Here is a 25,687-nt window from a genome sequence, read left to right as displayed (position 1 = left end):
GCATCGGTACGGGCGGAAGTACGACCACTCCCGCCGGGCGGATGCGGGCCCTGGCCCGGGCCGAGGCCGCGCTGTTCCTGCGGAACAAGGGGACGCTCGTCGCAGCCCTGTTCGTGCCGCTGGTGCTGCCGTTCAGTGCGTGGTCCGCCGCCGACGGGATGGACCTGAAGGAGGCCGGGCTCAGTACCGGGACGGTCATCCTGCCCGCCTCGGTCGGCTTCTCGCTGCTGTTCGCCGTGTACGCGGCCCTCGTCGGCGTCTACACCGCCCGGCGCGAGGAACTCGTGCTCAAGCGGCTGCGCACCGGTGAGCTGCGCGACGTCGAGATACTCACCGGATCGGCGCTCCCGGCGGTCGTGACAGGCTTCGTACAGAGTGTGCTGCTGGCCGTCGGCTGTGCCGTCCTGCTCGACCTCGACGCGCCACCGGCACCCCAACTCGCCGTCATCGGGCTGCTGTTGGGCCTGGTGATGTGTGTGGCGCTGGCCGCGCTCACCGCGAGCCTCAGCCGGACCACCGAGAGCGCGCAGGTCACCTCGCTGCCGCTGATGCTCGTCTCGTTTCTCGGCTCCGGGATCACCGTCCCGCTGGAGGTGCTGCCCGACCGGCTGGCCTCCTTCTGCGAACTCCTCCCGCTGACACCTGTGATCACCCTCGTACGCGGCGCCTGGACCGGTGACCTGTCGGCGTACGAGACGCTGGGCGCCGTCGTGACCGGCCTGGCCTGGACCGTGCTGTCGGTGTTTGCTGTACGACGGTGGTTCCGCTGGGAACCGCGGCACTGACGGGACGGGGGCAGGGGACATGCGCAGGCCCGGGAGTTGGTGGGGGCGGAAGAGCACGCCGGCGAAGGTGGAGACGTACACGCGCTGGTCGTTTCTGCTCCTGCCCGTCGTCGAGGTCACCGCGATCGGGCTGCCCGTCCTCGGGCAGGTGGGGGCGCGGCTCTCACCCTGGCTGTTCCTGCTGGTGTGCGCGCACTCCGTGCTCTGCGCGAGGACCGCGACCCGGGCGCTCGACTGGGTGCGCGGGACCCGTGAACAGCCGCTGCGACTGCTGGCCGTACTCGGCGTGGTCACCGCGGCGCTCGGGGTCTTGGCCCTCGTCGTCGCCGCCCACGGGCCGGGCGGCAAGGACACGGAGACCGCCGTCGGCGGACTGTTCATCGGGGTGACGTCCTTCGGCACCGGCACCCTCACCCTCGGACTCCGCAGCCGGCTGCGGATGCTGGCGCTGGTGGCCGGTATGTCCGTGGGCTCGGCCGCCGTGTCCTTCCTGCTGGGCTTCCCGGGGGCCGTGGCCCTCGGTACGGGCCTCGGGCTGCTGATCGCCGCCGGGATCATCTCGACCACCTGCGCCATCTCGGTCTGGCTGCTCAACGTCGTGTACGAACTGGACGAGGCCCGCGAGACCCGTGCCCGGCTCGCCGTCGCCGAGGAACGGCTGCGGTTCGGGCGCGATCTGCACGACGTGATGGGACGCAACCTCGCGGTGATCGCCCTCAAGAGCGAACTGGCGGTCCAGCTCGCCCGACGCGAACGGCCCGAGGCCGTCGACCAGATGATCGAGGTGCAGCGGATCGCCCGCGAGTCGCAGCGGGAGGTACGGGATGTCGTACGGGGGTATCGGGAGGCCGATCTGGGGGCTGAACTCCTCGGCGCGCAGGGTGTGTTGACCGCCGCGGGGATCTCCTGCGAGGTGACCGGGGAGGCGGCGGTCGGGCTGCCGGGCGAGGTGCAGTCGGCGCTCGGGTGGGTGGTGCGGGAGGCGACCACCAATGTGCTGCGGCACGGGGATGCGGGGTGGTGCGGGGTTCGGGTGCGGGTGGGGGACGGGTGTGTGGTGCTGACCGTGGAGAACGACGGGGTCGTCGGCGGTGGGGAGTCCGGGGAGGGCCCCGGGTCCCGGTCGGGAGCGGGGTCGGGCTCGGGGCTTGTCGGGCTGCGGGAGCGGCTGTCTGCCGTTGGGGGGCGGCTGGAGGCGGGGGTTGTGGGGGAGGGCCGGGGTGCGGGTACGGGTACGGGTGCGGTTACGGGTTCGGGTTCGGGTCAGGGGCGGTTTCGGGTGATCGCTACTGTGCCTTTGCCGGCGGGTTCCGGGGCTGGATCAGGGGCCGGTTCAGAGGCAGACTCCGGATCGAGTCCGGGGTCCGGGACGAGTCCGGGGTCCGGGACGAGTCCGGGGTCCGGTGCCGGGTTCGTTGTGAGTGAGGTCACCTCATGAGGGGTGTGCGGCTTCTGCTCGCCGACGACGAGCACCTCATCCGGGGTGCGCTGGCCGCGCTGCTCGCTCTGGAGGACGATCTCGTGGTCGTCGCCGAGGCCGCCACCGGGCCCGAGGCGCTGGCCATGGCCCGGGCACACCGGCCCGACGTGGCCGTGCTCGATCTTGAGATGCCGGGCGCGGACGGTGTGAAGGTCGCCACATCGCTCCGGGCCGAACTGCCGGAGTGCCGGGTGCTGATCGTGACCAGCCATGGTCGGCCGGGACATCTGAAGCGGGCACTTGCGGCCGGTGTGCGGGGGTTCGTCCCCAAGACGGTCAGCGCGCAGCGGCTCGCCGAGATCATCCGTACCGTGCACGCCGGAAACCGTTACGTCGACCCCGAGTTGGCCGCCGACGCGATCTCCGCCGGGGACTCGCCGCTGACCGCGCGCGAGGCCGAGGTGCTCGAACTCGCCGCCGACGGGGCGCCGGTCGCGGAGATCGCGGAGCGGGCCGCACTGTCGCAGGGGACCGTACGGAACTATCTGTCGTCGGCCGTTTCCAAACTCGGGGCCGAGAACCGGCATGCCGCGGTGCGGCTCGCCCGGCGTCGGGGTTGGGTATAGTTGGTCTCGCGCCACGGCACGTACGACACGTGCGGGACGCGATGCGGACGTAGCTCAGTTGGTAGAGCGCAACCTTGCCAAGGTTGAGGTCGCCAGTTCGAACCTGGTCGTCCGCTCAGCAGTCGAAGGCCCCGGTCCAGTGGACCGGGGCCTTCGTCGTATGCGGAGGGGGCGGGCTCAGCTCCAGCTGATCCCCGTCAGACGTTCGTACGCCTCGATGTACTTCGCACGGGTCGCGTCCGTGACGATCTGCGGGAGCGGCGGCGGGGGCTGCTCGCTGGCGCGGACCCAGCCGGATGCGGCGGACGTGAGCCAGTCCCGTACGAACTGCTTGTCGAACGAGGGCTGTGCGTGGCCCGGCTCCCACTCCTCGGCCGGCCAGAAGCGGGACGAGTCCGGGGTGAGGACCTCATCGGCCAGGATCAGGGTCTCGCCGTCCGGCGTGCTCTCGTACCCGAACTCGAACTTCGTGTCGGCCAGGATGATGCCCCGGTCGCGGGCGATGTCGCGGGCGCGGGAGTAGACGGCGAGGGTCGCCTGGCGCAGCTCGGCGGCGGACTCGGCGCCGACCTGGCGGGCGACCTCTTCGTACGACACGTTCTCGTCGTGCTCGCCGACCGCGGCCTTGGTGGCCGGGGTGAAGATCGGGGCGGGGAGTTCCGAGCCGTCGGTGAGGCCCTCGGGCAGGGCCAGGCCGCAGACCGTACGGGTCGCGTTGTACTCGGTGAGGCCGGAGCCGGTGAGATAGCCGCGGGCCACGCACTCCACCGGCATCATGCGCAGGGACTTGCAGATCAGGGTGCGGCCCGCCCAGTCGGCGGGGGCGCCCGGCGGGAGTTCGGTGCTCAGGACGTGATTGGGGGCCAGGTCGGCGAGCTGGTCGAACCACCAGAGCGAGAGCTGGGTGAGGACGCGGCCCTTGTCGGGGATCTCCGTCTGTAGCACCCAGTCGAAGGCGGAGATACGGTCGCTGGCGACCATCACGAGGTCGCCCGCCTCGTTCTGGTACAGGTCGCGCACCTTGCCGGTGTGCAGATGCACCAGACCCGGAACCTGGAGGGGCTCGGGCTTTTCTACGAATCCGGACACGGTTCCTCCCCGTGGTGATGACCAAGTGGGTCGATTCTCCCGTATGCGGAGAGCGCGTCTGCGCCAGGGGGGCGGGGGGTCGGGTTTCAGTCCCGTTTGCAGATGCGGTCCAGGAGGTTCGCGGTGGCCCGTTGGACACGGGCGTCGACGTGGCCGGGGCGGTCCAGGGAGGGGGACCACGCGAACGTTCCGGACGCGAAGACCAGGGAGCCCGAGGGGGCTCGATAGAGGGAGGTCTCCTGGTGACGGAGGGCTCCTTCGCTGTCCGCGTACGGGGAGTGGGCGAGGAGGATGCGGTCCTCGTGCTCGGGGAGCTGGGTGCGCGGGAAGTAGCGGTCGGCCTCGCCTGCCACCATGCCGTCGATCTCGTCGCCGTCGTGGGCGCCGGTCGCCTCCCACATCCAGTGGTCGGCGTTGCGCACGACCATGGGGGTGGGCTCGGGGACCCGGCCCGCGTACTGGATGCCGATCAACTGCTGCTCGGGCCGGTCGATCTCGCGCCAGAGGGCGGGCTTCCCTGGCCCGCGACGCTTCCGGCAGGTGAGGAGGCGGTCGGCGACACCGGACGGGGACGGCCCCAGCTCCACCTGCCAGTACATGGTGTTGGCGGAGAGGAAGACGAGGGACGTGCCGTTCTCCCGGGCGAGTTCGGTGGTGCGGCGCATCGCCGAGGACCAGTACTCGTCGTGGCCCGGGAAGACCAGGCCCCGGTAGCGGGTGGGGTCGACGCGGCCGGCGTGCAGGTCGCGGGCGTCGGCATAGGCGACGTCGTAGCCGTAGCGCTCGGCGAAACGGATGAAGTCGTAGGCGTGGCCCACGTGGAGGGGGAGGCCGGCGCCGGCGTACGGGCGGTCGAAGGAGACGGTGGTGGCCGCGTCGGCCTCGCCCAGGAGCCGGCCCTCCTCGTCCCACGCGTGGTAGAGGCTCGCGCCGGTGCGGCCGTCCTCCGGGTAGAGGTTGTACGCCTGCCAGGTGATGTCGGGCAGGAGGAGCAGCAGGTCCGCCGGGTGGTTGTCGCGGACGGTGAAGGGGATGTGGGAGCGGTAGCCGTCGGCGGTGGTGAGGACGGCGACGTACGCCCCGATGTTCCAGTACGACGGGATCTGGAGCCGCCAGGAGAGCCACCAGTGGTGGCAGGAGACCGTGCGGTCGGCGGTGAGGGGCGGGGGCTGGACGATGCCGGAGAGGCGGGGGCTGGTGGTGATCTTGGCTGCGCCGTCGCCGCCGTAGTGGCCGATGCGGTAGATGTCCACGGCGAACTCTTGCGGCGGGTCGACGGTGATGTGGAAGTCGATGGCCTCGCCGGGGGCGGCGGGGCCGGTGGAGGCGAAGCCCTTGATCTGCCGGTGTACGTCGTCGGCGGCTCGGGGGCCGCCGGTGGGGCGGGGGGTGGTGCGGGGGGTACGGGGGTTGGGGATTCTGGCGGTGGGGGTGGGGTCTAAGGGGTCCACGTACCAGGGGACTACGTGGCCCGTGTCGTCGAAATAGGTCTCGCTGCCTCGGAGCCAGGGGACGGGGCCCAGGCCGAAGGGGTCCGTGACGGCGTGCGCGAGTGCTCCCGACTCCCAGCGGCGGATCGGCTGCGGCCCCATGACGCTTCCCTCCCTGGCTCCCCCGTCAGCTGTGTGCGTGCGGTGTTGCGTTTTACGGTGTTGCGTTCGCGGGCTGGTGTCCCGCTGTCTTATGTCCCGCGCGATTGCCATGTGCGCTATCGGTCCCAGCACATCACATTACGCACGCAGTCCGTCACCGTTCGTCGCTAATTGACCAGAAGCGGAAGAGAGTCCTCCGACCTGTTTCTTCGCCCCCGCCGCCCCTACCCGTTCCCATCCCTGGGGGCTGCCGCCCCCAGACCCCCCTTTCGGCCTGAACGGCCTCGTCCTCAAACGCCGGACGGGCTGGGTAGTCAGCCCGTCCGGCGTTTGAGGACGAGCGCGTTCAGCGCGATACGGGGGTTCGGGGGCAGCGCCCCCGAGGATGGGAACGGGTAGGGACGGCGGGGGCGAAAACCCTCGGGGTCACACCAGGCGTACCGGTTTCTCCGGGCGTACTCCTGTTGTGCGGAGCCATGCCTCCAGGGGGGCCGGGTCGCCTGTTTCTATCAGGGTCAGGACCCTTGGGCCCAGGTCCGCCGCTCGTTCGCCGTTGAGGAGCAGCGACGGGCCGTCCAGCCAGTCCAGGCCCGGTGTCGCCCCAGCCGTGTCCATCGCCGCACAGCACACCATCGCGGTGACGTGATCGGCGAGCAGCTCACGCCCCGTACGCGGGGGCGTCAGAGGGAAGAGCGGCAGCCCGCCGTCGTCCCAGACGGACGTGTCCGGGCCCTGGCCGGCCAGGCCTGCCGGCGCCGCCGCCTCCTCGCGGGCGACCTCCGCACTGATCCCGGCGGCAAGAGCCTCGCTGCGTTCGCTTCCCACCCGTTCCTCGTCGCCGTACTCGTCCTCCACGTCCGCCGTCTCCCTCACCACCGTCTGCGGCGTCGCCAGGTGGTTCATCACCCGGGAGAGGGTCGGCGCGTCGGCCTCCCGGCGTGTGGGTGTCGCCGTGCGGTGGACACCCAACGTGTCGAGGACCCGGTGCAGGCGGGCCGCGTCCGTACGCCACTTACGGTCGACCACCTCCTCCGGATACTCCTGCCAGTCCACCGGCGCCCAGTCGGGGCCGGGCTCGGCCGGCCCCCCGTGGAAGAGACGGGCGGCGAGGAGCGAGGCCGCCTCGTCGATCGCGCCGGGCTCTTCGAGCAGGTCGCAGGCCGGGCGTTCGCCCAGGCGGGACGTGAAGCCCTCGGCCAGCCGGTCGCGGCGCGACAGTTCCGTGAGCGCCGCGACGACGCCCGCGTCCAGCCGGGCCGGCCAGCGGCCCATCCGCCAGGCGGGCAGCGCGACCCGGGTCAGCAACCGGTCCCAGCCCGCGTACGCCAGCCCGACCTGTTCCTGTGCGACGATCCGCAGCCCGTAATCCACAGCCTGTGCACGCTCGGCGGCGGCCACCGCGACCCCGCGCTCCATCTCGGCCGCGTGCACCCGACAGCCGCGCAGCAGCAGCCTCGCGACCCAGCCGACGCCCGCGAGTGCCGTACGGGACACGGGTCCGCGCTGCGGCGCCGCCGCCACGGCCACCGCCGCGTCCAGGCCTCGTACGAAGCGCCGCGCCGCCGCGATGTCCGGGTGGGCGGAAGGGCCCGTACCGGCGACGACCGGGGCGAGGACCGCGCGCAGTTCGCCGACGCGCATCCACCACAGGAACGGCGAGCCGATCACGAGGACGGGCGCCGCCGCACGCCGATGCTGCTGGAGGGCGGGACGCAGGCCTCGTACGCCCGATATCTCGTCCCGGTCCTCCGCCGGGGGCGGGGTGTGGGCGCGGTGGGTGCGGTCCTCCAGCCAGCTGTCGCAGTCCGGGGTGAGCGCTATCGCGGAGGGTGCGGGGACGCCCAGCCGGTCGGCCAGGTCGCGCACCAGGTGGTAGAGGTCCGGGGCCGATTCCTCGGCTATCGGGACCGTGGGGCTCATGGCGGGGCGGGCGCGGGCGACGACCAGGGCGATGACGGCCGCCGCGAGGAGTACGACGATCGCCGCGCCGCTCGTGATCCAGCGGGCGAGGTGCCAGCCGCCGCCCATGAGGTGGCCGGTGGAGACACCTGCCCACAGCACGACGGCGACGGCCGCGGGCAGCAGGGCGACAGCCAGGGCCCTGCTGCGGATACGCAGCACGGCCAGGGCCCGGGAACGCGCGACCTGCGCGCCCGCCTCCACACCCATACCGGTCACGACCGGATGTCACCCCCTACCTTTTCCGCACACCCTGACGTTGCTCACTCCCCCACTGTGGCACCCACCACTGACATCGCAATGCCGGTGGGCCAAGTGCCGGAATGCTTGCGCCGCACCATAGTTGGGGGCCCGGGCCTCGTCAGCCGGATGGGGGATCGGTCACTCGATGGAATGGCTTTGGGGAGAGGTGGGTGACGCGCGGCGACGGCGGAGTGGCAGGCGGAAGGCCGTCAAACGACTCTCGGGCCCCGCATCCTTAGACGGATTCGGAGCCCGAGGGGTTCATCGGTGACTGTACGGTTACTCGCCCGACGCCGCCTTCGCCGCGATGTCCGTGCGGTGCTGGGAGCCGTCCAGGTGGATGCGGCCGAGGGCCGTGTACGCGCGGTCGCGGGCCTGGCTCAGGTTCTTGCCGGTCGCCGTCACGGAGAGCACCCGGCCGCCCGCGCTCACGACCGCGTCGCCGTCGCGCTTCGTGCCCGCGTGCAGGACGTACGCGTGCGGGGCGTCCTCGGCGGCCACGTCGGGGAGGCCGGTGATCGGGTCACCGGTGCGCGGGGTGCCGGGGTAGTTGTGCGAGGCGATGACCACGGTGACCGCCGCGTCGTCGCTCCAGCGCAGGGGCTCCAGGTCGGCGAGGGTGCCGTTGGCGGCAGCGAGGAGGATGCCCGCCAGCGGGGTCTTCAGGCGGGCCAGGACCACCTGGGTCTCGGGGTCGCCGAAGCGGGCGTTGAACTCGATCACGCGGACGCCGCGCGAGGTGATCGCGAGGCCGGCGTAGAGGAGGCCGGAGAAGGGGGTGCCGCGGCGGCGCAGTTCGTCGACCGTCGGCTGGAGGACCGTCTGGAGGACTTCCTCGACCAGCTTCGGGTCGGCCCAGGGGAGCGGCGAGTAGGCGCCCATGCCGCCCGTGTTCGGGCCCTCGTCGTCGTCCAGCGCGCGCTTGAAGTCCTGAGCGGGCTGGAGCGGGAGGACCGTCTCGCCGTCGGTGATGGCGAAGAGGGAGACCTCGGGGCCGTCGAGGAACTCCTCGATGACGACACGGTCGCAGGAGTTCGCGTGGGCGGCGGCGGCTTCGAGGTCGTCGGTGACGACCACGCCCTTGCCGGCCGCGAGTCCGTCGTCCTTCACGACGTACGGGGCACCGAAGGCGTCGAGGGCTTCATCCACCTCGTCCGGCGTCGTGCAGACGTACGAGCGGGCCGTGGGGACGCCGGCTCCCGCCATGACGTCCTTCGCGAAGGCCTTGGAGCCCTCCAGCTGCGCGGCCTCCCCGGAGGGGCCGAAGACGGGGATGCCCGCGCCTCGTACGGCGTCGGCGACCCCGGCGACGAGCGGCGCCTCCGGTCCTACGACGACCAGGTCGGCGCCGAGCTCCACGGCCAGCGCGGCCACGGCCGTGCCATCGAGGGGGTCGACCTGACGCAGCTCGGCGACCTCGGCGATGCCGGCGTTGCCGGGGGCGCAGTAGAGCGCGGTGACGTCGGGGTCGAGGGACAGGGAGCGGCACAGGGCGTGTTCGCGGGCGCCATTACCGATGAGGAGGACGTTCACGCGGGTCAGTTTAGTGGTCCGGGATGAGACGGCTCCCGGCACTGGTGCGGACGTCACTGGGGACTGCGCCCCCAGACCCCCGCTGTCGGCCTGAACGGCCTCGTCCTCAAACGCCGGACGGGCTGGATGGGTGCCTGAGGTCGGCGTTCGAGGACAACCGCCTCAGCCCACCCCTTTTCCCCGCCCACCCGCCCCGCCGCACTTCAGCACCGGCCCGGGCACCCCCAGCCCGTCCGGCGTTTGAGGACGAGGCCGTTCAGCGCGACTTCCCACCCACCCGACGGCCGCCACCCCCCTCCAGCCCGTCCGGCGTTTGAGGACGAGCGCGTTCAGCGCGACAAAGGGGGGTCTGGGGGCACAGCCCCCAGGGATGGGAACGGGTAGGGGCGGCGGGGGCGGGAAAACCCGGCCCAGCACACCCGCCCGCCTACTCGTTCGAGAACTCCTCCAGCACCGTCGCCCCCAACTCCCGCACGATCATCTCGTGCCCGGAAAGCGCGGACTCGTCGAGGTCGGGATCGTCGTCCTCGGGGACATCGTCCTCCGGGGCGATCGGCGGGGGTTCCGGAGCCGAGGGCCGCGCTGCCGATGCCGGCGCGGAGGCCTGGGGCCGGGGTGCCGGGGCCTGCGCGGGCGCCGGAGACGAGGGCGCCGGCTGCTGCTGGGGGGCGGGCGTCGACGCGGCGCCGCCGTAACCACCTCCGCCACCGCCGCCGTAGCCACCTCCACCGCCCCCTCCGCCGTAACCGCCAGGCGCAGCCCCTCCGCCGTAGCCACCGGGCGCCGGAGCCGCCTGACCACCACCACCGCCGCCCGTCGGGTCGACGACCGCCTCGATCCGCCACTGGACGTTGAACTGCTCCAACAGCGCCTGCTTCAGCACTTCCTCGCTGCCGCTGCTGGAGAAGTTGTCCCGCGCGCCCGCGTTCATGAAGCCGAGCTGGAGTGTGGTGCCGTCGAACCCGCTGACCTGGGCGTTCTGGCTGAGCAGGATCCAGGTGAACCGGCGGCGGTTCTTCACCGACTCCAGGATGTTCGGCCAGAGCATGCGGGGGTCGAGGCCGCCGGGCACGGGGACACCGGCCGGCGCGGCGGGCGCCTGAGCCTGGGGAGGCTGGGACTGGGGCTGGGCGTAGGCCGGTGCCGATGGCGGAGCGGCTGCGGCGGGCGCCGGGGGCTGTCCGGTGCCCGCAGGGGTGGCTGTGGGCCAGCCACCGGGGCGCCGCCCACTGCCCGCGCTCGTCGCGGTGGGCCAGGCACCGGGAGCGGCCGGAGCCGGGGCGGGTGCGGCCAGGGCCGCGACCTGAGGCTGGGGCTGGGGGGGCGGAGCAGGCGCGCCGACCGCGTCCGCCGTACCGGACATGCCACCGCCACCGGGCACACCCGGCACGCCAGGTGCACCCGACGCGGCAGGAGGCAAGCCCGGCGCACCCACCGCACCACCGACAACGCCACCGGCACCACCAGGCACCGCGCCCTCGTGCGCGGCGGGCACGCCATGCGCGCCCGGCCCCGGCACGTACCCCATGGGGATGCCTGCCCCGCCCGTGCCCGCAGCCGGACCGCCGGAGAAGTTGATGCCCCGCTCCAGCTTGTCGAGGCGGGCCATGACCGAGCGTTCGTCGCCGTACGCGGCCGGCAGCAGCACGCGCGCGCAGATCAGTTCCAGCTGGAGCCGGGGCGAGGTCGCGCCGCGCATCTCGGTGAGGCCGTCGTTGACGAGGTCGGCGGCGCGGCTGAGTTCGGCGGCGCCGAAGACGCCGGCCTGGGCCTGCATACGCTCGACCACGTCCACAGGGGCGTCGATGAGCCCCTTCTCCGCCGCGTCGGGCACGGCGGCGAGGATCACCAGGTCGCGCAGGCGTTCGAGCAGGTCGGCGACGAAGCGGCGCGGGTCGTTGCCGCCCTCGATGATGCGGTCGACGACCTCGAAGGCCGCCGCGCCGTCCCCGGAGGCGAACGCCTCGACCACGGAGTCGAGCAGCGAGCCATCCGTGTAGCCGAGCAGGGAGGTGGCCATGGCGTAGGTCACGCCCTCGGCACCGGCGCCGGCCAGCAGCTGGTCCATGACGGACATGGAGTCTCGTACGGACCCCGCTCCGGAGCGGACGACCAGCGGGAGTACGCCGTCGGCGACCGGGATGTTCTCCTGGCCGCAGACCTCGCCGAGGTAGTCGCGGAGCGTGCCCGGCGGGACCAGCCGGAAGGGGTAGTGGTGGGTCCGGGAGCGGATCGTCCCGATGACCTTCTCGGGTTCCGTGGTCGCGAAGATGAACTTGAGGTGCTCCGGTGGCTCCTCGACGACCTTGAGCAGCGCGTTGAAACCGGCCGACGTGACCATGTGGGCCTCGTCGATGATGTAGATCTTGTAGCGGCTGCTCGCCGGGCCGAAGAAGGCCTTTTCGCGCAGGTCACGGGCGTCGTCCACACCACCGTGCGACGCGGCGTCGATCTCGATGACGTCGATCGACCCCGGGCCGTTGCGCGCCAGGTCCTGGCAGGACTGGCACTCGCCGCAGGGCGTCGGCGTGGGCCCCTGCGCGCAGTTCAGGCAGCGCGCCAGGATGCGCGCGCTGGTCGTCTTGCCGCAGCCGCGCGGCCCGCTGAACAGGTACGCGTGATTGACCCGGTTGTTCCGCAGCGCCTGCTGCAACGGGTCGGTTACATGCTCCTGCCCGATGACCTCGGCGAACGACTCCGGGCGATAGCGGCGGTACAGCGCAAGGGACGACACGCATACGACGATATCGGCCCCCACTGACAGTCGGCCCCGCCCGCCCGTCTCACCCCGTACCTACCTGGGCATCCCAGCGCTCACTCGCCCTTCGCCACTGCGTCCTTCACTGTGCCTTTTGACGGCGAAGAGTCCCCAGATCTTCCCCTTTGAAGGCAGTCCCCCGAGCCCTCCCCGGGAACGCACACCGCCCATACACTGACGGCACTGGGCCCGGCACTCCTGACGTACGCGGTGGCCCTGGTCGCGACCCCATCCGCGCGGGCGCCGCGGGCAGCCTGGGCACCCTGGGCACCAACTGGAACTGGCCGGGCGACCTGGCCGGGGTCCCCCGGCAGCCGTGGCGACCCCGCCCAAACAGAAGACCCCCCACGCACCCGCCAGAGCCAACCTACCCTTGCTGCCTTCCGGCCCTGGGGGAGTTCAGTCAGATAGCGCCGCGTGAGGGGCTGAGGCCCAGCGTACCTGATCGCAGGGGGCCCGAACGAGTTCGCAAGCACCCCCTCAGGTCATGTAATGTTCCCGGCGGAGGATTCGCCTAGTGGCCTAGGGCGCACGCTTGGAAAGCGTGTTGGGGGCAACCCCTCACGAGTTCGAATCTCGTATCCTCCGCCAGTGCCTCACCGGGCACGATGTCGAAGGGCCCCACCGTTCGCGGTGGGGCCCTTCGTCGTTGTCCGTCTCCGTTGACCGACCGCCGCTTGCTCGACGAACCGACGGCCCTCGGCGACGGTCTCAGGTGAGCGGCTTTCATGCCGCTTCCAGGACGGACAGCAGGACGTCCGGCGACTCGGGGCCGGTCAGTGCCTGCTCTGTCCAGATGCACTTGCCCGTCGCGGTGTACCGCGCACCCCACCGCTGCGACAGGGCCGCGACCAGTTGCAGGCCCCGGCCGCCCTCGTCCGTCTCGGACGCCCGGCGGATCCGGGGGGTGGTGAGGCTGCCGTCCGAAACCTCGCAGACCAAGGTGCGGCTGCGTAGCAGGCGGAGCAGCACCGGGCCCTTGGCGTATCGCACGACGTTGCCCACCAATTCGCTGACCAGCAGTTCCGTGGTCATTGCCAGGTCGTCCAGGCGCCATTGCGAGAGTTGCTCACGGACGAGCTTGCGCGCCTCGCCCGCGGCCTGAGGCAGCATGGGCAGCGGCCAGGCGGCGATCGCCTCGGAGGGAAGCATGTGTACGCGGACGGCCAGCAGGGCCGCGTCGTCCGCGGACTGTTGCTGGGCCGGGAGAAGGCCGGCGGTCAGCGTGTCGCAGAGGACGTCGAGATCGCTGTCGTGGTCCTCGGCGAGCAGCCGGGCGAGACGGGCCATGCCGACGTCGATGTCGCGGCTGGCGGACTCGATGAGCCCGTCGGTGTAGAGGACGAGGAGGCTGTTGTCCGGGAGCGCGAGTTCGACATTCTCGAAGGGCGGGTCGGCGGCGCCCAGTGGGGGATCCGGAGCCGCATCGGGGAAGTCGACGGTGCCGTCGGGGAGGACGACGGCGGGCGGCGGGTGCCCGGCGCGGGCGAAGGCGCAGATGGCGGTGGTGGGGTCGTAGACCGCGTACAGGCAGGTGGCGTACGAGTCGTCGCCGAGGCCGGAGACGATGTCGTTGAGGTGGGCGAGGATCTCGTCCGGGGGCAGGTCCAGCTCGGCGAGGGTGTGTACGGCGGTGCGCAGCCGTCCCATGGTGGCTGCCTCCGGCAGGCCGTGGCCCATCACGTCGCCGATGACGAGAGCGACCCGCTCGCCGGAGAGCGGGATGATGTCGTACCAGTCGCCACCCACGTCCATGCCCTGGCCGGCCGGCAGATAGCGGGCGGCGGCGGTGCAGGCGGGCAGCGACGGCAGCGCCTGTGGCAGCAGGCCACGCTGGAGTTCCTGGGCTCGGGTGTGCTCGGCGTCGAAGAGCCGGGCACGTTCCAGCGCCTGGGCGACGAAGCCGCTGATCGCGACCAGGAGCGTGCGCTCCTCGCCGGTGAGGCGGCGCGGCCGGTCGAAGGAGATCACGCACACCCCGATCGGGTGATCCGAAGCGATCAGCGGCAGGAACGCCCAGGCCTTCTTGCCTCCCGCCTCAGGATGGTCGGCCAACGGGGGGTAGCGCGCGACGTACTCCTCCGGAGAGGAGATGAACTGCGGGGTGCGGATGCGCAGGGCGTCCATCACCGCGCTGTGCTCCGAGAGGGGGCGGTTGTCGAGCAGGTCGAGGAATTCCCGGGGATAGCCGAGGCTGCCGACGACATGCGTCCGGTCGTTCTCGATGGCCTGTATGACCAGCCCTGCCGCACCGAACGGCGGCAGTACGTGCCGGGCCACGGCGTCCACCACGCCCGCCGAGCCGGTCGCGCTGGCGAGCGCGGCCGTCAGCTCCGCGATACGGGCGGCCCGCTCGACCTCGGCGCGCGCGGCCTCCTCGCGCTCGGTGTCCCGCATCCGCCTGTCGTGGACGTCGGTGAAGTAGAAGGCCAGGCCGTCGGGGAGAGGGACCAGCCGCATGTGGTACCAGCGCCCGGTTCCCCCGGCCAGGACATCCAGGCCGGTGGGCGTGGACCGGGCGGCCGTCTCCTCGCAGAGCGCCCGGAGACCGGGGAGCTGGAGGGCGTCGGAGAGTTCCCACGCCGTGCGGCCGATCAGCTCCTGGCCGCAGCCGAGGACCCGCTCCGCCTCCGCGTTGACGAAAGTGATCCGCCACTGCTGGTCCAGGGCGAGAAAGCCGTCGCTCATGTCACGCAGGGCGCGGCTGATCGCGTCGTGAGCACTTCGGGACTCCGTGGTGTCCCAGACCGTACCGACCATGCCGACCGGCCGATCCGCGTCGTCCACTTTCACCCGGCCGCGCACCTGCACCCAGCCGGTCGTGCCGTCCGGGCGGTTCACCCGGTACTCGGTGCCGTACAGGCTCCGGTCGCGCATCGCCTTGTCGACCCCTGTCGTCACCAAGGGAACGTCGTCCGGGTGGATGAGGCCCAGCCAGGTTTCCGTCCGCCGGTCGTACGTCTCCGGATCGATGCCGAGCACGGTCATGGCCGACTCGTCCAGGACCAGCTCTCCGGTGCCCATGCGCCACTCCCAGGAGCCGACGCGTACGGCCTTGAGCGCCTGCCGCAGTCCTCCCCCGGCGACCGGTTGATCCTGCGGTGACGGAGCTGCGGGCGTCAGAGGGCGACTCATCCGCGAGGCGGCCCAGGCGGCGACAGCGTCGAGGAAGGCCCACTGCTCGGGGTCGGGCTCGCGGGTCGTGGCGGTCAGGACGGTGAGCGCGCCCAGCGGGCCGTCCGGGCCGGACACAGGGACGGCGGCCGCCCCGCCTGCGGAAGCCGTGCCGTCGGCGGTCCCGAGGCCGGGTCCGTCGAGCGGGAGTGCGGGCAGCCAGACACGGGCCTCTTCCCGCGTGGCGTGGGCCGGGGGCCAGTCCCCGTCGTCCGCGATGCGCTCCCAGGGGCCGGTCAGCGCCGGCGGCAGGTTGCTGCTCGCCACCAGGCGCAGGCCGCGCAGCCCGCCGAGCCGACGCACATGAATCATGCCGCCCACCCCGCCGAGCTCGGCCACGGCGTGCTCCAGAGCGAGACGCAGGGCCTCGGTCAACGGCAAGCCGTCGTCGACGGCGCCGAGTATGTTCAGCCGCCTCTTCATGACCTTAATCTACAGAAAATCTACATTACTGAAAAAATCATCACTTACCGTGAATAACGCACTGGTCAATACGACAGGACCTCCTCCCCCGTCCTCGCCGCCGAGCCGACGGCCCGGTGATCGGCGGCCGGTGGCCGGTGGCCAAGCAGGGGCCGGCCTCCTGCGGTTGCAGTTCTGGTTGCGTTCACCGACGTACAGCACCGTTCAGAAACCCCACCGGCACCGAGTGCTCCGCGGGTCAGAACGTCCCCGTACGCCACAGAAACCCCGGACGAACAGTTGGAAAGCGTGTCGGCGGGCCTCGTTGTCCTGGTAGCCGCGGCTTCCAGCCGTGATAGTCCGTGTTCGGGCTCAGGCCTCGCTGTCCAGATCGACGTCATCCCCCGCTGGGAGCCACCTGGGAGCCCACCTGCTCCCCGAGCCCCTCATATGAGTCGAGATTGCCCGTCGGATTCACCGGGAGGGTCTGTTCGGCCCAGATGGTTTTGCCCTGGGTCGTTTGGCGGGTGCCCCAGGCCGCTGTGAGCTGGGCGACCAGGAGCAGGCCGCGGCCGCCTTCGTCGAAGGTGCGGGTGCGGCGCATGTGGGGGGCGGTGGCACTGGCGTCGGAGACTTCGCAGATGAGGTTTCGGTCGTGGATCAGGCGCAGCTGTATGGGTGGTTCGGCGTAGCGGATGGCGTTGGTGACGAGTTCGCTGACGACCAGTTCGGTGACGAATCCGGCGTCGTCCAGTCCCCAGGCCTCCAGTTGGGCCGTGGCGTCCTTTCGGGCTTGGGCGACGGCGGCGGGGTCTGCGGGTATGTCCCAGGTGGTGGTCCGGTCGGTGTTCAGCGCGTTGGTGCGGGCGATGAGCAGGGCGATGTCGTCGGACGGGCGGCCGGGCAACAGGGCGGCCAGAACCGCGTCGCACAGGGCGTCCAGGGGGGCGGACGGTTGGGCAAGGGTCTGGCAGAGCAGGGACAGGGCGCTGCCGATGTCGCGTTCGCGGGATTCGATGAGCCCGTCGGTGTAGAGGGCCAGGAGGCTGCCCTCAGGTAGGTCGATGTCGGTCGCTTCGAAGGGCAGTCCGCCCAGTCCGAGTGGGGGGCCGACGGGGAGGTCGAGCGGTTTCGCGGTGCCGTCGGGGGTGACCAGGACGGGTGCCGGGTGTCCGGCCAGGGCGATGGTGCAGCGGCGCGACACCGGGTCGTACACGGCGTACAGACAGGTCGCGACGACATCTCCTGTGGTGGGCGCCCCGGGGTCCGGCTGCGGGGCGTCTTTGACTTCGTTGGACAGGCGGGCGACGAGGTCGTCGAGGTGGGTGAGCAGTTCTTCGGGAGGCAGGTCGATGTCGGCGAGGGTGAGCACAGCGGTGCGCAGCCGTCCCATGGTTGCGGAGGCGTGGATGCCGTGGCCGACGACATCGCCGACGACGAGTCCCACCCTGGCGCCGGACAGCGGGATGACGTCGAACCAGTCCCCTCCCACTCCGGCCCGTGCGCCGGCCGGCAAGTAGCGGGACGCGACCTCAACCGCGGTCTGCGCGGGCAGGGCCTGGGGCAGCAGGTTGCGCTGAAGGGTGACCGCGGTGGCGCGTTCGCGGGTGTAGCGCCGGGCGTTGTCGATGCAGACGGCCGCTCTGGCGGCCAGTTCCTCGGCCAGCACCAGGTCGTCCTCGCGGAACACCTCGGGATGCTGGTGGCGGACGAAGACGACGACGCCCAGGGTGGCCCCGCGAGCGGTCAGGGGCACAGTGATCGCGGAGTGGATGCCGAAGTCGCGGATCCGGGCGGCCCGGGACCGGGCCACGGCCGTCCATTCGATGATCGCCGGGTCGGTGGCGTGGTGCAGCAGGGCCTGTCCCGACCTGAGGCTCTCCACCGGCGGGGAGCCCTCCGGATAGCTGTCCACCTCGCCCGGGGCGACGACCGCCTCGGGGGTTCCCGGGGTCGTGGACCGGTGGGCGACGCGCCGCAGTGAGACGGGGCCGTGCGGGGTGCCGGTTTCCGGGGGAGGCTCGTGCGCGAGGTCGAGGGACGGGAGCAGGTCCACGCTGACGAAGTCGGCGAATTCCGGGACGGCCACGTCCGCCAGTTCCTGAGCCGTCCGCGTCACGTCGAGGGTGCTGCCGATACGCGTACTGGCATCCGCGAGCAACTTCAGTCGCTTACGGGCCCAGTACTGCTCGGTTATGTCATGAACGGCCAGACCCAGGCCATGCACACGGCCGTCCTCGTCCTTCAACGGCGTGACGAAGAACGACCAGGCGTGTTCACGGCTCTCACCGAGGGCCCTCCCGTAGGCGTCCATGGCCTGCTGTTCACCGCTCTCCAGCGCCAGCAGCATGGACCGCTCCACCCTTTCCATCTCAGGATGGTCAAGGAACTCCATGGGCCGCAGCCCTCGCACGTCGTCCTCCGTGAGGCCGAAGACGCGAAGCTGGGCCTCGTTCGCCCGGAGCAGGCGCAGCCTGGTGTCGTACAGCGACATGTAGCAGCCCGCGACCTGCTCGTGGTGCCAGCTCACGAGCGTGTCGTCGTCGGGCTCGGGCCGCGACCCCCGCAGCGCGGAGACCAGGAACCATTCGAGCTGCCCGCCGTCCGGCGCTCTCTTGTGCGCCAGGACCTTGGCGTCCAGGCTGCGGCCGACGCGGTGCCGGAGGGCGATCCGCCGCGTCCACCTGGGCAGCTGCGCGAGGGACCGCAGCTCCCGCTTGTCGATCTCTTCGGCCAGCAGGCCGGCCGCCGGCTCTCCCACGATCTGGGTGGACGAGTACCCCAACAGTTCCTCGGCCCCCGCGTTCCACCCGGTCACGGTGCCGTGCTCGTCGATGGTGACATTCGCGTTGAGCGCCTCGTCGGAGATGTATGCGGACGACCCCGGCACCCTGTCGGTCGACATACGTCCCTCCATGGTTGCCCGTCCGGCCCTCGCGGAGATCTCCGCCGCCCCTCGTCCGGGGGCGCCCCCGGACTCAGACACTCAGACAAACGGATTACATGTCTGAATTATCACGCTTCGACCCTCCAGGGTCACGCCGGAATATGCGGTATCACGCAGTCGGATACTCAAGGAGACGAGGATCCAACACGGTCTTCCACGTCGACCCCGCGATCGGCCGGATGTACGGGACGACGTCCGCTGCTCAGGCAGCCCCCAGCAGTCCATGAGAGCAGTGCGTCAGAGCAGTCCTCGAAGGGAGTCAGGGCATCAGGCTGATCGCCCTCGCCGTGCCCAGCGCCCCCTCCGTCGGGATCGTGCGCACCCGCGTCGCGCGGTCGCCGATCAGGCGGGACAGGGCGGCCGGGTTCGGCTGTAGGCGGCCGTGGTCGAAGAGGAGCAGGGTGACCCGGGTGTTCGGGGGTGGGGGCGTACGGGCGTACTGGGCGTATGTGACCGCGTCGCAGCCCGAGTACCAGCCCGCCTCCGGTTCGTAGCCGGTGACCAGGAGGCAGGGGGAGTTCGAGGTCAGGGCTTCGGCGACCGGGACCGTCGAGCGGGCCAGGTCGGTCGGGGCGGGCATCGCTCCGTGGGCCACGACCTGGGCCGTACCGGCGGTGGTCAGGGCCGCCAGGGCCGCTACGGCGGTCAGCGCGCCCTTTCTCCAGGGTCCTGTCCGCTCCGCCACCGCCTCCACGCCCAGGATCGTGAGCAGGACGACCGAGAGGTAGACGAAGCGCGGTTCGCCGTCCGTCGCCAGGCCCAGGACGACGAGGATCAGGACCGCCGTCGAGGCCAGGAAGACCCGGCGGGCGCCGCGCGCGGAGTCCTTTCGCGTACGCAGGGCGCCTGCCGCCAGGAGCAGGCCCGCCGTCATCACCACCGCTCCCAGGTCTCCGGCCAGGCGGTACGGGAAGATCGCCAGGTAGTAGACGAGGCCGTCGCCCACGTAGACGCGGTTGGCCTGGGCGCCCGCCCACAGGATCAGGCCGAACGGTGAGCCGGTGACCTGTGTGGCGTGGACGAAGTGGGGCAGCAGGCCGAGGGTGAGGACGGCCAGCGCGGCGGCCAGTCGGCGGCCCTGGGCCAGCCAGGCGCGCGGGCCGTACGCGAACAGCGCGGCCAGCGCGATCGCCAGGAGGTTGCCCGTGCTGCCGTAGCGGAGGTAGAAGGCGGCCACCGCCACGGCCGCCGCGAGGGGCAGGGCGCGGGAGCGGCGTACCTCCTGGGCCCGGGTCAGGAGGAAGACGACGATCAGCAACAGGCCTGTGGCGCCTATGTCGTTGAGGAACTGCGGTACGCGGCGCAGGAATCCGAGGCCCGAGAGCAGGAGGAGGGTCACGACCACCGCTCGGCGGGGTGTCGTCCAGCGGGCCGCGGTCAGGTAGGTCGCCGTCAGGGTGAAGAGAGTGAGCAGGAGCGCCGTCGTACGCAGGCTGCCCACGTCGTTGTGGAGGGCGAGGGCGAGGCGGCCGAGGGCCGGAAGTCCGGGCGGGCGGTACTCGCCCCAGCCCGCGTCGGGGGTGCCGTCGGCCCAGGCGCGGGCCTTGTTGGCGTACACCGCCTCCTCGTGTCCCAGATACGGCTCGTGCTGCTGGAGGACCGCCCAGGCCGCGGTCGCCAGTGCCAGAACGGTCGCCAGGTATACCGGGGGCGGTATGCGGTGCAGTGCGCGTATCGCCCGTGCGGTGGGGTGGGGGAGGTTCGCGTGTGCCCACAGTGGGCGTGCCAGCCACCAGGCGGGGGCCGCTGCCAGCAGGAAGGGCCAGGGCTGCCAGCCGGGGAGCAGGGCGCCCAGGCCCGCGACCAGCAGTAACTGCTGGGCCACGGCGGCCAGGGTCAGGGCGACGGCTATGGCCAGGGACGCGCGGGTGGTGGTTCTGGTTGACATCCCTGCCGTACCTCCAGCATGCTTCCATTAATGAATTAATACAAGCATGGTTCAAGCATGGAAGGTGACGTGGTCGAGTTCCGGATCGACCGTGGCAGCGGTGTCCCGGCCTATGTGCAGATCGTCGAGCAGACCGAACGGGCGCTGCGGATGGGCACGTTGAAGGTCGGGGACAAGTTGCCCACGGCCAGGGAGGTGGTGGCGGCGACCGCCATCAACCCCAACACCGTGCTCCGCGCCTATCGCGACATGGAGCAGGCCGGCCTGGTCGAACTGCGGCGCGGGCTGGGCACGTTCGTGACGCGGTCGCTCGCCCGGCCCGGTGCGGAGGACGACTCCCCGCTCCGTGCCGACCTGGCCGAGTGGACCTCACGGGCGCGGGCCGCGGGGCTCGAACGCGCCGACGTCCTGGCCATGGTCACCGCCGCCCTGGACGCCCATGACAGACAAGAGATCATCGAGGAGAACGTATGACCGGGGGCGACTCTCCCGCCGCGCTGCGCGCCACGGGGCTCGGGTTCCGGTATCGGGCGCGGGGTGAATGGGCCCTGCGGGACTGCGAGTTCACCGTGCCCGGCGGTCGGATCACCGCCCTCGTCGGGCGCAACGGCGCCGGGAAGAGCACCCTGTTGCAGCTGGCCGGTGGGCTGTTGCGGGCCGGGGACGGGGAGATACGGGTGCTGGACGCCGTACCGGGTACGCGCGAGGCGCGGGCCAAGGTCGCGCTGCTGACCCAGGAGAAGGCGCTCTACTCGCGTTTCACCGTGGCGGACACCCTGCGGATGGGCGAGAAGCTGAACGTCGAGTGGGACATGGGCGCCGCCGAGCGGACCGTCGGTGAGGGCGGCATCCCGCTCACCGTCCGGGTCGGTGAGCTGTCCCCCGGGCAGCGGACCCGGGTCGCGCTCGCCCTCGCGCTCGGCAAGCGGCCCGAACTGCTGCTGCTCGACGAGCCGATGGCCGACCTCGACCCCGTGGCGCGCGGCGAGATCATGGCGGCGCTGATGACCGAGGCCGCCGAGTACGGCACGAGCATCGTGCTGGCGTCGCACGTCCTGCCCGAGCTGGAGCAGACCTGCGACTGGGTGCTGCTGCTGCGGGGCGGCCGGGTCGAGTTGAGCGAGGACGCGAACGCGCTGCGCGAGAGCCATGTCCTGGTGACCGGGCACGCCGACCAGGCCGACACCCTGTCCGCCGGAGGACACACCGTCGTACAACTCAGGGTCACGGGGCGGCAGATGACCGCGCTGATCCGGCGACGCGGTCCGCTGCGCGGCGACTGGCATGTGGAGCGGCCCAAGTTGGAGGACATCCTGGTCGGGCGGCTCCGGGCGAACGACCCCGTGCTCCCCACGCCCGCCGCGCAGACGGAGGCCGCCGCATGAACAACTCCCTTTGGAACGGCTCCCTCTGGCTCGCCTGGCGGCAGCAGCGTGTGCTCGTCGGTGTCGGTGCGGCCGTCCTGGTCGTCGTCGGTGCGGTCGCCGCGTACTCCCGTGCGGGCATCCTGGGCGACCTGCGCAGCGGGCTGTTCGACCACTGCGACCCCGGGCCGCTGTCCTGCACGGGATCCGGTACCGGGCTGCCCCTGCTGCTGGACATCGAGCCGCTCCGCTACCTCGGCGTGCTGAACCTCGCCCTGCCCGTCCTGATCGGCGTCTTCTGGGGTGCCCCGTTGCTGGGCCGCGACCGGGAGCTGGGCACGCATCGCACGGTTCTCGTACAGGGGGTTAGCCGCGGCCAGTGGTTCACCTCGCGGTTCGCTCTCGCCGCGGTGAGCACGGTGGTGCTCTCCGGGCTGCTCGCGGGGGTGTTCGCGTGGTGGTGGCGACCGGCCGCCGACCGCAGCTACGGCCTCTTCTGGTACGAGAACACAGTGCTCGGCGGCTCGGGCCCGCGCGTCGTCGCCGCCGCCCTGTTCGGCCTGGCGGCCGGCACCCTGCTGGGGCTGCTGGCCCGCCGTGTCCTGGCGGCGATGAGCCTGACGCTCCTGGTGACCGGAGGGATGACGCTCCTGCTGGAGTGGGCGCACCGGACCCGTCTGCTGGTCCCGTCGCGCACCTACATCAGCGCCGGAAGTGCTCCCAAGGAGCCCATGGGCGACAAGTGGTCGGCCGGTCACTACGGCCTGATCACCGCCTCCGGGCGCCGCGACGACGTCCTGAGCTGCCCCTACCCGTCCGGCGCCGAGCTGAGACGGTGCATGGCCGAGGGCGGGTACGTCTCCCGCTTCTACGAGGCGAATCCCGCCGGCGACTACTGGGCCTTCCAGTGGACCGACACCGCCGTCCTCGGCGGCCTCGCGCTCCTGCTCACGGCGGCCACGGTGCTGCTGCTGCGCCGACGCGTCTGACCTCGTCGGCGGCCCTGCCACCAGGCCATACCCCGGGGTACCACCCCGCCCCCCGGTTGTCATCCCCACACCCTGGGCCGACCCTTGTACGAAGGCCCTCGGTACGAAGCTCCTTGTACGACGGAGGTCGCATCACCATGCCCGCCGACACCAAGTCGCCGAAGAAGATCCGCAGCAACCGCGCCGCCCTCACCCACAAGGTCGGCTACGCCCTGCGCAACCCCGGCCGGGTCGCCCCGTACCTGCGCCGCGCGGGCCGGGACGCCTGGCTGCGGCTGAAGCACCCCGACCACGTCGGCTACTACCGGGCCGTGATGGCCGCCGACACGGCCCGCAGTCCGGAGGCCGCGGTCGGCAGCCGGACCCATGACCGCTGGCTGGCGCTCGGGCAGATGCAGTTCGACTACCTCGTCGAGCACGGGCTGCGCCCCGAGAACCGCATGCTCGACATAGGCTGCGGCAACCTGCGCGGCGGCTGGCGCTTCATCGAGCACCTCGACACCGGGCACTACTACGGCATCGACATCTCGCCCGACATCCTGGTCGCCGCGAAGAAGACGCTCACGGAGCGCGGCCTCCAGGACAAGCTGCCGCACCTCACCATCACCGGCGATCTCACCCTGGACTTCCTGCCCAGCGACCACTTCGACGTCGTCCACGCGCACAGCGTCTTCTCGCACTCACCGCCGGAGGTCATCGAGGAGTGCCTGAGCCATGTCGGCCGGGTACTGACCGACACCGGCTTCTTCGACTTCACCTTCGACCGCACCGAGGGCACCGAACACCAGGTCCTGCGCGAGGACTTCTACTACCGCACCGGAACCCTCCTCACCATGGCCCGCCGCCACGGCCTGGAGGCCCGCTTCATGCAGGACTGGGAGGAACGCCCGCACGGGCAGTCGAAGATACGGGTGAGTCGCGCTCCGCTGGGTTAGAGGTGTGCGGCAGGTGAATGTCATCGGCCACGACCGGTGGGCGCTGCCGCGATCCGGCGATGATCGGCTGCCCCTGCTGTCAGTCGCACCGGGGCGAGTGGACCCCGCCGCAGCGGTGGAAGACGAAGAAGAAGTGCTGCCCCCGCCCCCCACCCCACCACCGGCTCCGCCGACCGCACCCGGCCGCACCGCGAACCCCACGGCCCCACCCGTATCCGACGTCCGCGCCAACGCCACCGGCCGCACCGCCAACGCCACCCGTCCCCGGCGACCTCTCCTCACCCCAACACCCCCGTGAACCCCGGCAGATCCACCGTCGTCCGGATGCCCGGCATCGCCGCGCACACCGCCGGGACCGCGTTGACGGCGCGGTTCGCGGTGTAGCCGGGGGTCACCGACGCCATCCGTTCCAGGGGGACCGCCAGGCGCATGTCGATGTCGAGGGGTGCGTCGCCCTCGACCGAGAGGTGCCAGCCCGTGGGACGGATGTCCCAGGCCGGGGCGAGGTCGGTCGTGCAGTACCAGGTCGCCTGGAAGCGGAGTAGCTCCTCGCCGCCCCTCAGGCCCGAGACCGTCATCCGCTGTGCCGCCACCGTGCCCGGCGGCAGCGTCCCGGCCGCGATCGTCGTCGGGCGGGGAGCCGTCGCGACCTCGCCCGACGCGACGACCGAGTCGAGCGGGAGGCCGAGGGCGTCCCCCAGCAGGCGTAGTGACGGGCCGAAGCTGTCGCGTACGTGGGAGAGCCGGGCCTCGTCGAAGTCCGCGGGGGCGCTGCCGAACCCCATGACGTCGAACAGCATCCCCGGGGAGTCGCGGCGCGACAGGTCGGCGTACTCGTGGATGGTCAGGTGGTCCAGGCGCCGTTGGATCGATGCCAGGACCAGCGGGACCGCCTCCGTGATGAAGCCGGGGCTGCTGCCCGTGCTGTGGATCGAGGTGCCGCCCCGTGCGCAGGCGGCCTCGACCCGCTCCCGTAGCGCCTTGTCCATGCTCGGGGGGTGGTGGAACTCGCCCCGGGTCGTGACGACGTTCGCGCCCGAGGCGAGGATCCGGCAGACCTCGTCCATGTCGCAGGCTCGCGGCATGTAGAGCACGCAGTCGGCGCCGAGGGCCAGGATCTCCTCGATGTCGTGGGTCGCCTTGATGCCGGTGGAGGCCAGTCCGCACAGGTCGCCCGCGTCCTGGCCCGCCTTCTCCGGTGAGTGGGCGTAGACCCCGGCCAGGGAGAGGCCGGGGTGGCCGAGTACCGCCCGCAGCGCGCCGGTGCCTATGTTGCCGGTGGCCCACTGGACGACTTCGAGCCGTTTCCCTGACCGGGCGCTGTCTCGATCCATGTCCACCTCGTCCACCTCACTGTGGTCTGGGGGTCTCCGCGAGCGTCCGCCAGATCTTGGCGGCCAGGTCGATGTCCGACGTCTGCTGGGCCCGCTCGGCGAGTCCCGCAGCCGGCCGGCGCCCTGTTCCGTGTGGCTCTCCTGGATCAGCATCCGGCTGTGCGGCGTGTCGAGCCTGATGCGGTCCCGGTGAGTGAGCCTCAGTTCGTCGGGCACCAGTTCGTCGTGCGCCGCTCGCGCGTCCTCGTACCTACCCTCCTCGAAGGCCGGATGCACCCGGAGCGTCAGCATCTCCTGACGCAGCACCGGGGTGCCGCGGCCGGTCCGCAGGACGTGACGGTGTGCACGAGCGTGACCGACGGCGTACGGCGCGTCTGCCAGACCCTGCGCGCCCAGGGCATCACCGCCGTCAGCTGCGAGAAGCCCGGCTGGACACGGCTGCGCGAGGTGATCGCCGCCGCTGGTCTGCGGGCGGTGCTGACGACGCCGACGCACCAGTTCCCGCTGGGCAGCGTGCTCGTCCCCGAGCGGCGCGCGGCCCTGCCGCACCGGGCCCGCCGGGTGGACGATCCACAACCCACGCGCGATGGCGCAGCACGGCAAACTCGTCTCGCAGCCTGAGGCGTAGATCCTTGAGGACACCGAGCCT

General features: G+C 71.6%; 17 protein-coding genes, 2 tRNA genes and 1 other RNA gene. 10 read left to right on the top strand and 10 right to left on the bottom strand.

Translation table 11 applies throughout. The features are described from left to right. Window positions 1-41: 41 nt before the first annotated feature. The 4 genes from OG787_RS25375 (at window position 42) to OG787_RS25360 (ending at window position 2,947) form a co-directional block, all read left to right on the top strand. Complete coding sequence (locus OG787_RS25375; RefSeq protein WP_369037083.1) at window positions 42-785, top strand: ABC transporter permease; 744 nt, start codon at window positions 42-44, stop codon at window positions 783-785. Window positions 786-804: 19 nt separating this feature from the next. Continuing rightward, complete coding sequence (locus tag OG787_RS25370) at window positions 805-2,223, top strand: sensor histidine kinase (protein WP_405536473.1); 1,419 nt, start codon at window positions 805-807, stop codon at window positions 2,221-2,223. Beyond that, window positions 2,220-2,831 (top strand): response regulator, encoded by a 612-nt coding sequence (locus tag OG787_RS25365; RefSeq protein ID WP_369037063.1) that lies wholly within the window; start codon window positions 2,220-2,222, stop codon window positions 2,829-2,831. Before OG787_RS25370 ends, OG787_RS25365 begins: the two co-directional genes overlap by 4 nt. 43 nt (window positions 2,832-2,874) lie before the next feature. After that, window positions 2,875-2,947 (top strand) — tRNA-Gly (locus OG787_RS25360). A gap of 61 nt (window positions 2,948-3,008) precedes the next feature. Here OG787_RS25360 and OG787_RS25355 read toward each other — a convergent pair. The 6 genes from OG787_RS25355 to ffs form a co-directional block, all read right to left on the bottom strand. Beyond that, window positions 3,009-3,920: a phosphoribosylaminoimidazolesuccinocarboxamide synthase gene (locus OG787_RS25355; protein ID WP_405536472.1), complete on the bottom strand. Its 912-nt coding sequence runs from the start codon at window positions 3,918-3,920 to the stop codon at window positions 3,009-3,011. An 86-nt stretch (window positions 3,921-4,006) separates the two neighbouring features. Beyond that, window positions 4,007-5,512: a N,N-dimethylformamidase beta subunit family domain-containing protein gene (locus tag OG787_RS25350; RefSeq protein ID WP_369037061.1), complete on the bottom strand. Its 1,506-nt coding sequence runs from the start codon at window positions 5,510-5,512 to the stop codon at window positions 4,007-4,009. 426 nt (window positions 5,513-5,938) lie between these two features. Continuing rightward, complete coding sequence (locus tag OG787_RS25345; RefSeq protein ID WP_405540585.1) at window positions 5,939-7,681, bottom strand: hypothetical protein; 1,743 nt, start codon at window positions 7,679-7,681, stop codon at window positions 5,939-5,941. 312 nt (window positions 7,682-7,993) lie between these two features. Beyond that, window positions 7,994-9,247 carry a phosphoribosylamine--glycine ligase gene (gene purD, locus OG787_RS25340; RefSeq protein WP_405536471.1) on the bottom strand — a complete coding sequence of 418 codons (1,254 nt, stop codon included), beginning with the start codon at window positions 9,245-9,247 and terminating at the stop codon, window positions 7,994-7,996. Window positions 9,248-9,674: 427 nt separating this feature from the next. Beyond that, on the bottom strand, window positions 9,675-11,981 hold the full coding sequence (locus tag OG787_RS25335; protein WP_405536470.1) for a DNA polymerase III subunit gamma and tau: 2,307 nt from the start codon (window positions 11,979-11,981) through the stop codon (window positions 9,675-9,677). Between the two features lie 357 nt (window positions 11,982-12,338). Next, window positions 12,339-12,435: signal recognition particle sRNA small type (gene ffs / locus OG787_RS25330), an RNA gene on the bottom strand. A 73-nt stretch (window positions 12,436-12,508) separates the two neighbouring features. Here ffs and OG787_RS25325 point away from each other — a divergent pair. After that, window positions 12,509-12,596, top strand: a tRNA-Ser gene (locus OG787_RS25325). A gap of 135 nt (window positions 12,597-12,731) precedes the next feature. On the opposite strand, the gene OG787_RS25320 is transcribed toward OG787_RS25325, so the two are convergent. The 3 genes from OG787_RS25320 to OG787_RS25310 all read right to left on the bottom strand — a co-directional run bounded on the left by OG787_RS25320 (window position 12,732) and on the right by OG787_RS25310 (window position 20,416). Continuing rightward, window positions 12,732-15,602, bottom strand: coding sequence for a SpoIIE family protein phosphatase (locus OG787_RS25320; protein WP_369028950.1), 2,871 nt, complete (start codon window positions 15,600-15,602; stop codon window positions 12,732-12,734). A 376-nt stretch (window positions 15,603-15,978) separates the two neighbouring features. Beyond that, window positions 15,979-18,486, bottom strand: a complete 2,508-nt coding sequence (locus OG787_RS25315; protein ID WP_405536469.1) for a SpoIIE family protein phosphatase — start codon at window positions 18,484-18,486, stop codon at window positions 15,979-15,981. Window positions 18,487-18,787: 301 nt separating this feature from the next. After that, complete coding sequence (locus OG787_RS25310) at window positions 18,788-20,416, bottom strand: glycosyltransferase family 39 protein (protein WP_405536468.1); 1,629 nt, start codon at window positions 20,414-20,416, stop codon at window positions 18,788-18,790. 57 nt (window positions 20,417-20,473) lie between these two features. On the opposite strand from OG787_RS25310, the gene OG787_RS25305 reads away from it, so the two are divergent. The 4 genes from OG787_RS25305 (at window position 20,474) to OG787_RS25290 (ending at window position 23,704) form a co-directional block, all read left to right on the top strand. Continuing rightward, window positions 20,474-20,890: a GntR family transcriptional regulator gene (locus OG787_RS25305; protein ID WP_369028953.1), complete on the top strand. Its 417-nt coding sequence runs from the start codon at window positions 20,474-20,476 to the stop codon at window positions 20,888-20,890. Next, the gene (locus OG787_RS25300) at window positions 20,887-21,801 is read left to right on the top strand and encodes an ATP-binding cassette domain-containing protein (RefSeq protein WP_405536467.1); all 915 of its coding nucleotides are present in this window, start codon (window positions 20,887-20,889) and stop codon (window positions 21,799-21,801) included. The genes OG787_RS25305 and OG787_RS25300 overlap by 4 nt, the downstream gene beginning before the upstream one ends. Next, window positions 21,798-22,769 (top strand): transporter, encoded by a 972-nt coding sequence (locus tag OG787_RS25295; protein ID WP_405536466.1) that lies wholly within the window; start codon window positions 21,798-21,800, stop codon window positions 22,767-22,769. Before OG787_RS25300 ends, OG787_RS25295 begins: the two co-directional genes overlap by 4 nt. 137 nt (window positions 22,770-22,906) lie before the next feature. Continuing rightward, window positions 22,907-23,704: a class I SAM-dependent methyltransferase gene (locus OG787_RS25290; protein ID WP_369028956.1), complete on the top strand. Its 798-nt coding sequence runs from the start codon at window positions 22,907-22,909 to the stop codon at window positions 23,702-23,704. Between the two features lie 278 nt (window positions 23,705-23,982). On the opposite strand, the gene OG787_RS25285 is transcribed toward OG787_RS25290, so the two are convergent. Further along, complete coding sequence (locus tag OG787_RS25285) at window positions 23,983-25,038, bottom strand: dihydrodipicolinate reductase (protein ID WP_405536465.1); 1,056 nt, start codon at window positions 25,036-25,038, stop codon at window positions 23,983-23,985. Window positions 25,039-25,227: 189 nt separating this feature from the next. On the opposite strand from OG787_RS25285, the gene OG787_RS25280 reads away from it, so the two are divergent. After that, the gene (locus OG787_RS25280) at window positions 25,228-25,659 is read left to right on the top strand and encodes a hypothetical protein (protein WP_405536464.1); all 432 of its coding nucleotides are present in this window, start codon (window positions 25,228-25,230) and stop codon (window positions 25,657-25,659) included. Window positions 25,660-25,687: the final 28 nt, after the last annotated feature.

The organism is Streptomyces sp. NBC_00075 (genome assembly GCF_045041225.1).
In the GTDB taxonomy this organism is placed as follows: domain Bacteria; phylum Actinomycetota; class Actinomycetes; order Streptomycetales; family Streptomycetaceae; genus Streptomyces; species Streptomyces adonidis.
The sequence above is the reverse complement of the archived record's forward strand: the minus strand, read 5'-3'. Positions and strand labels throughout refer to the sequence as shown.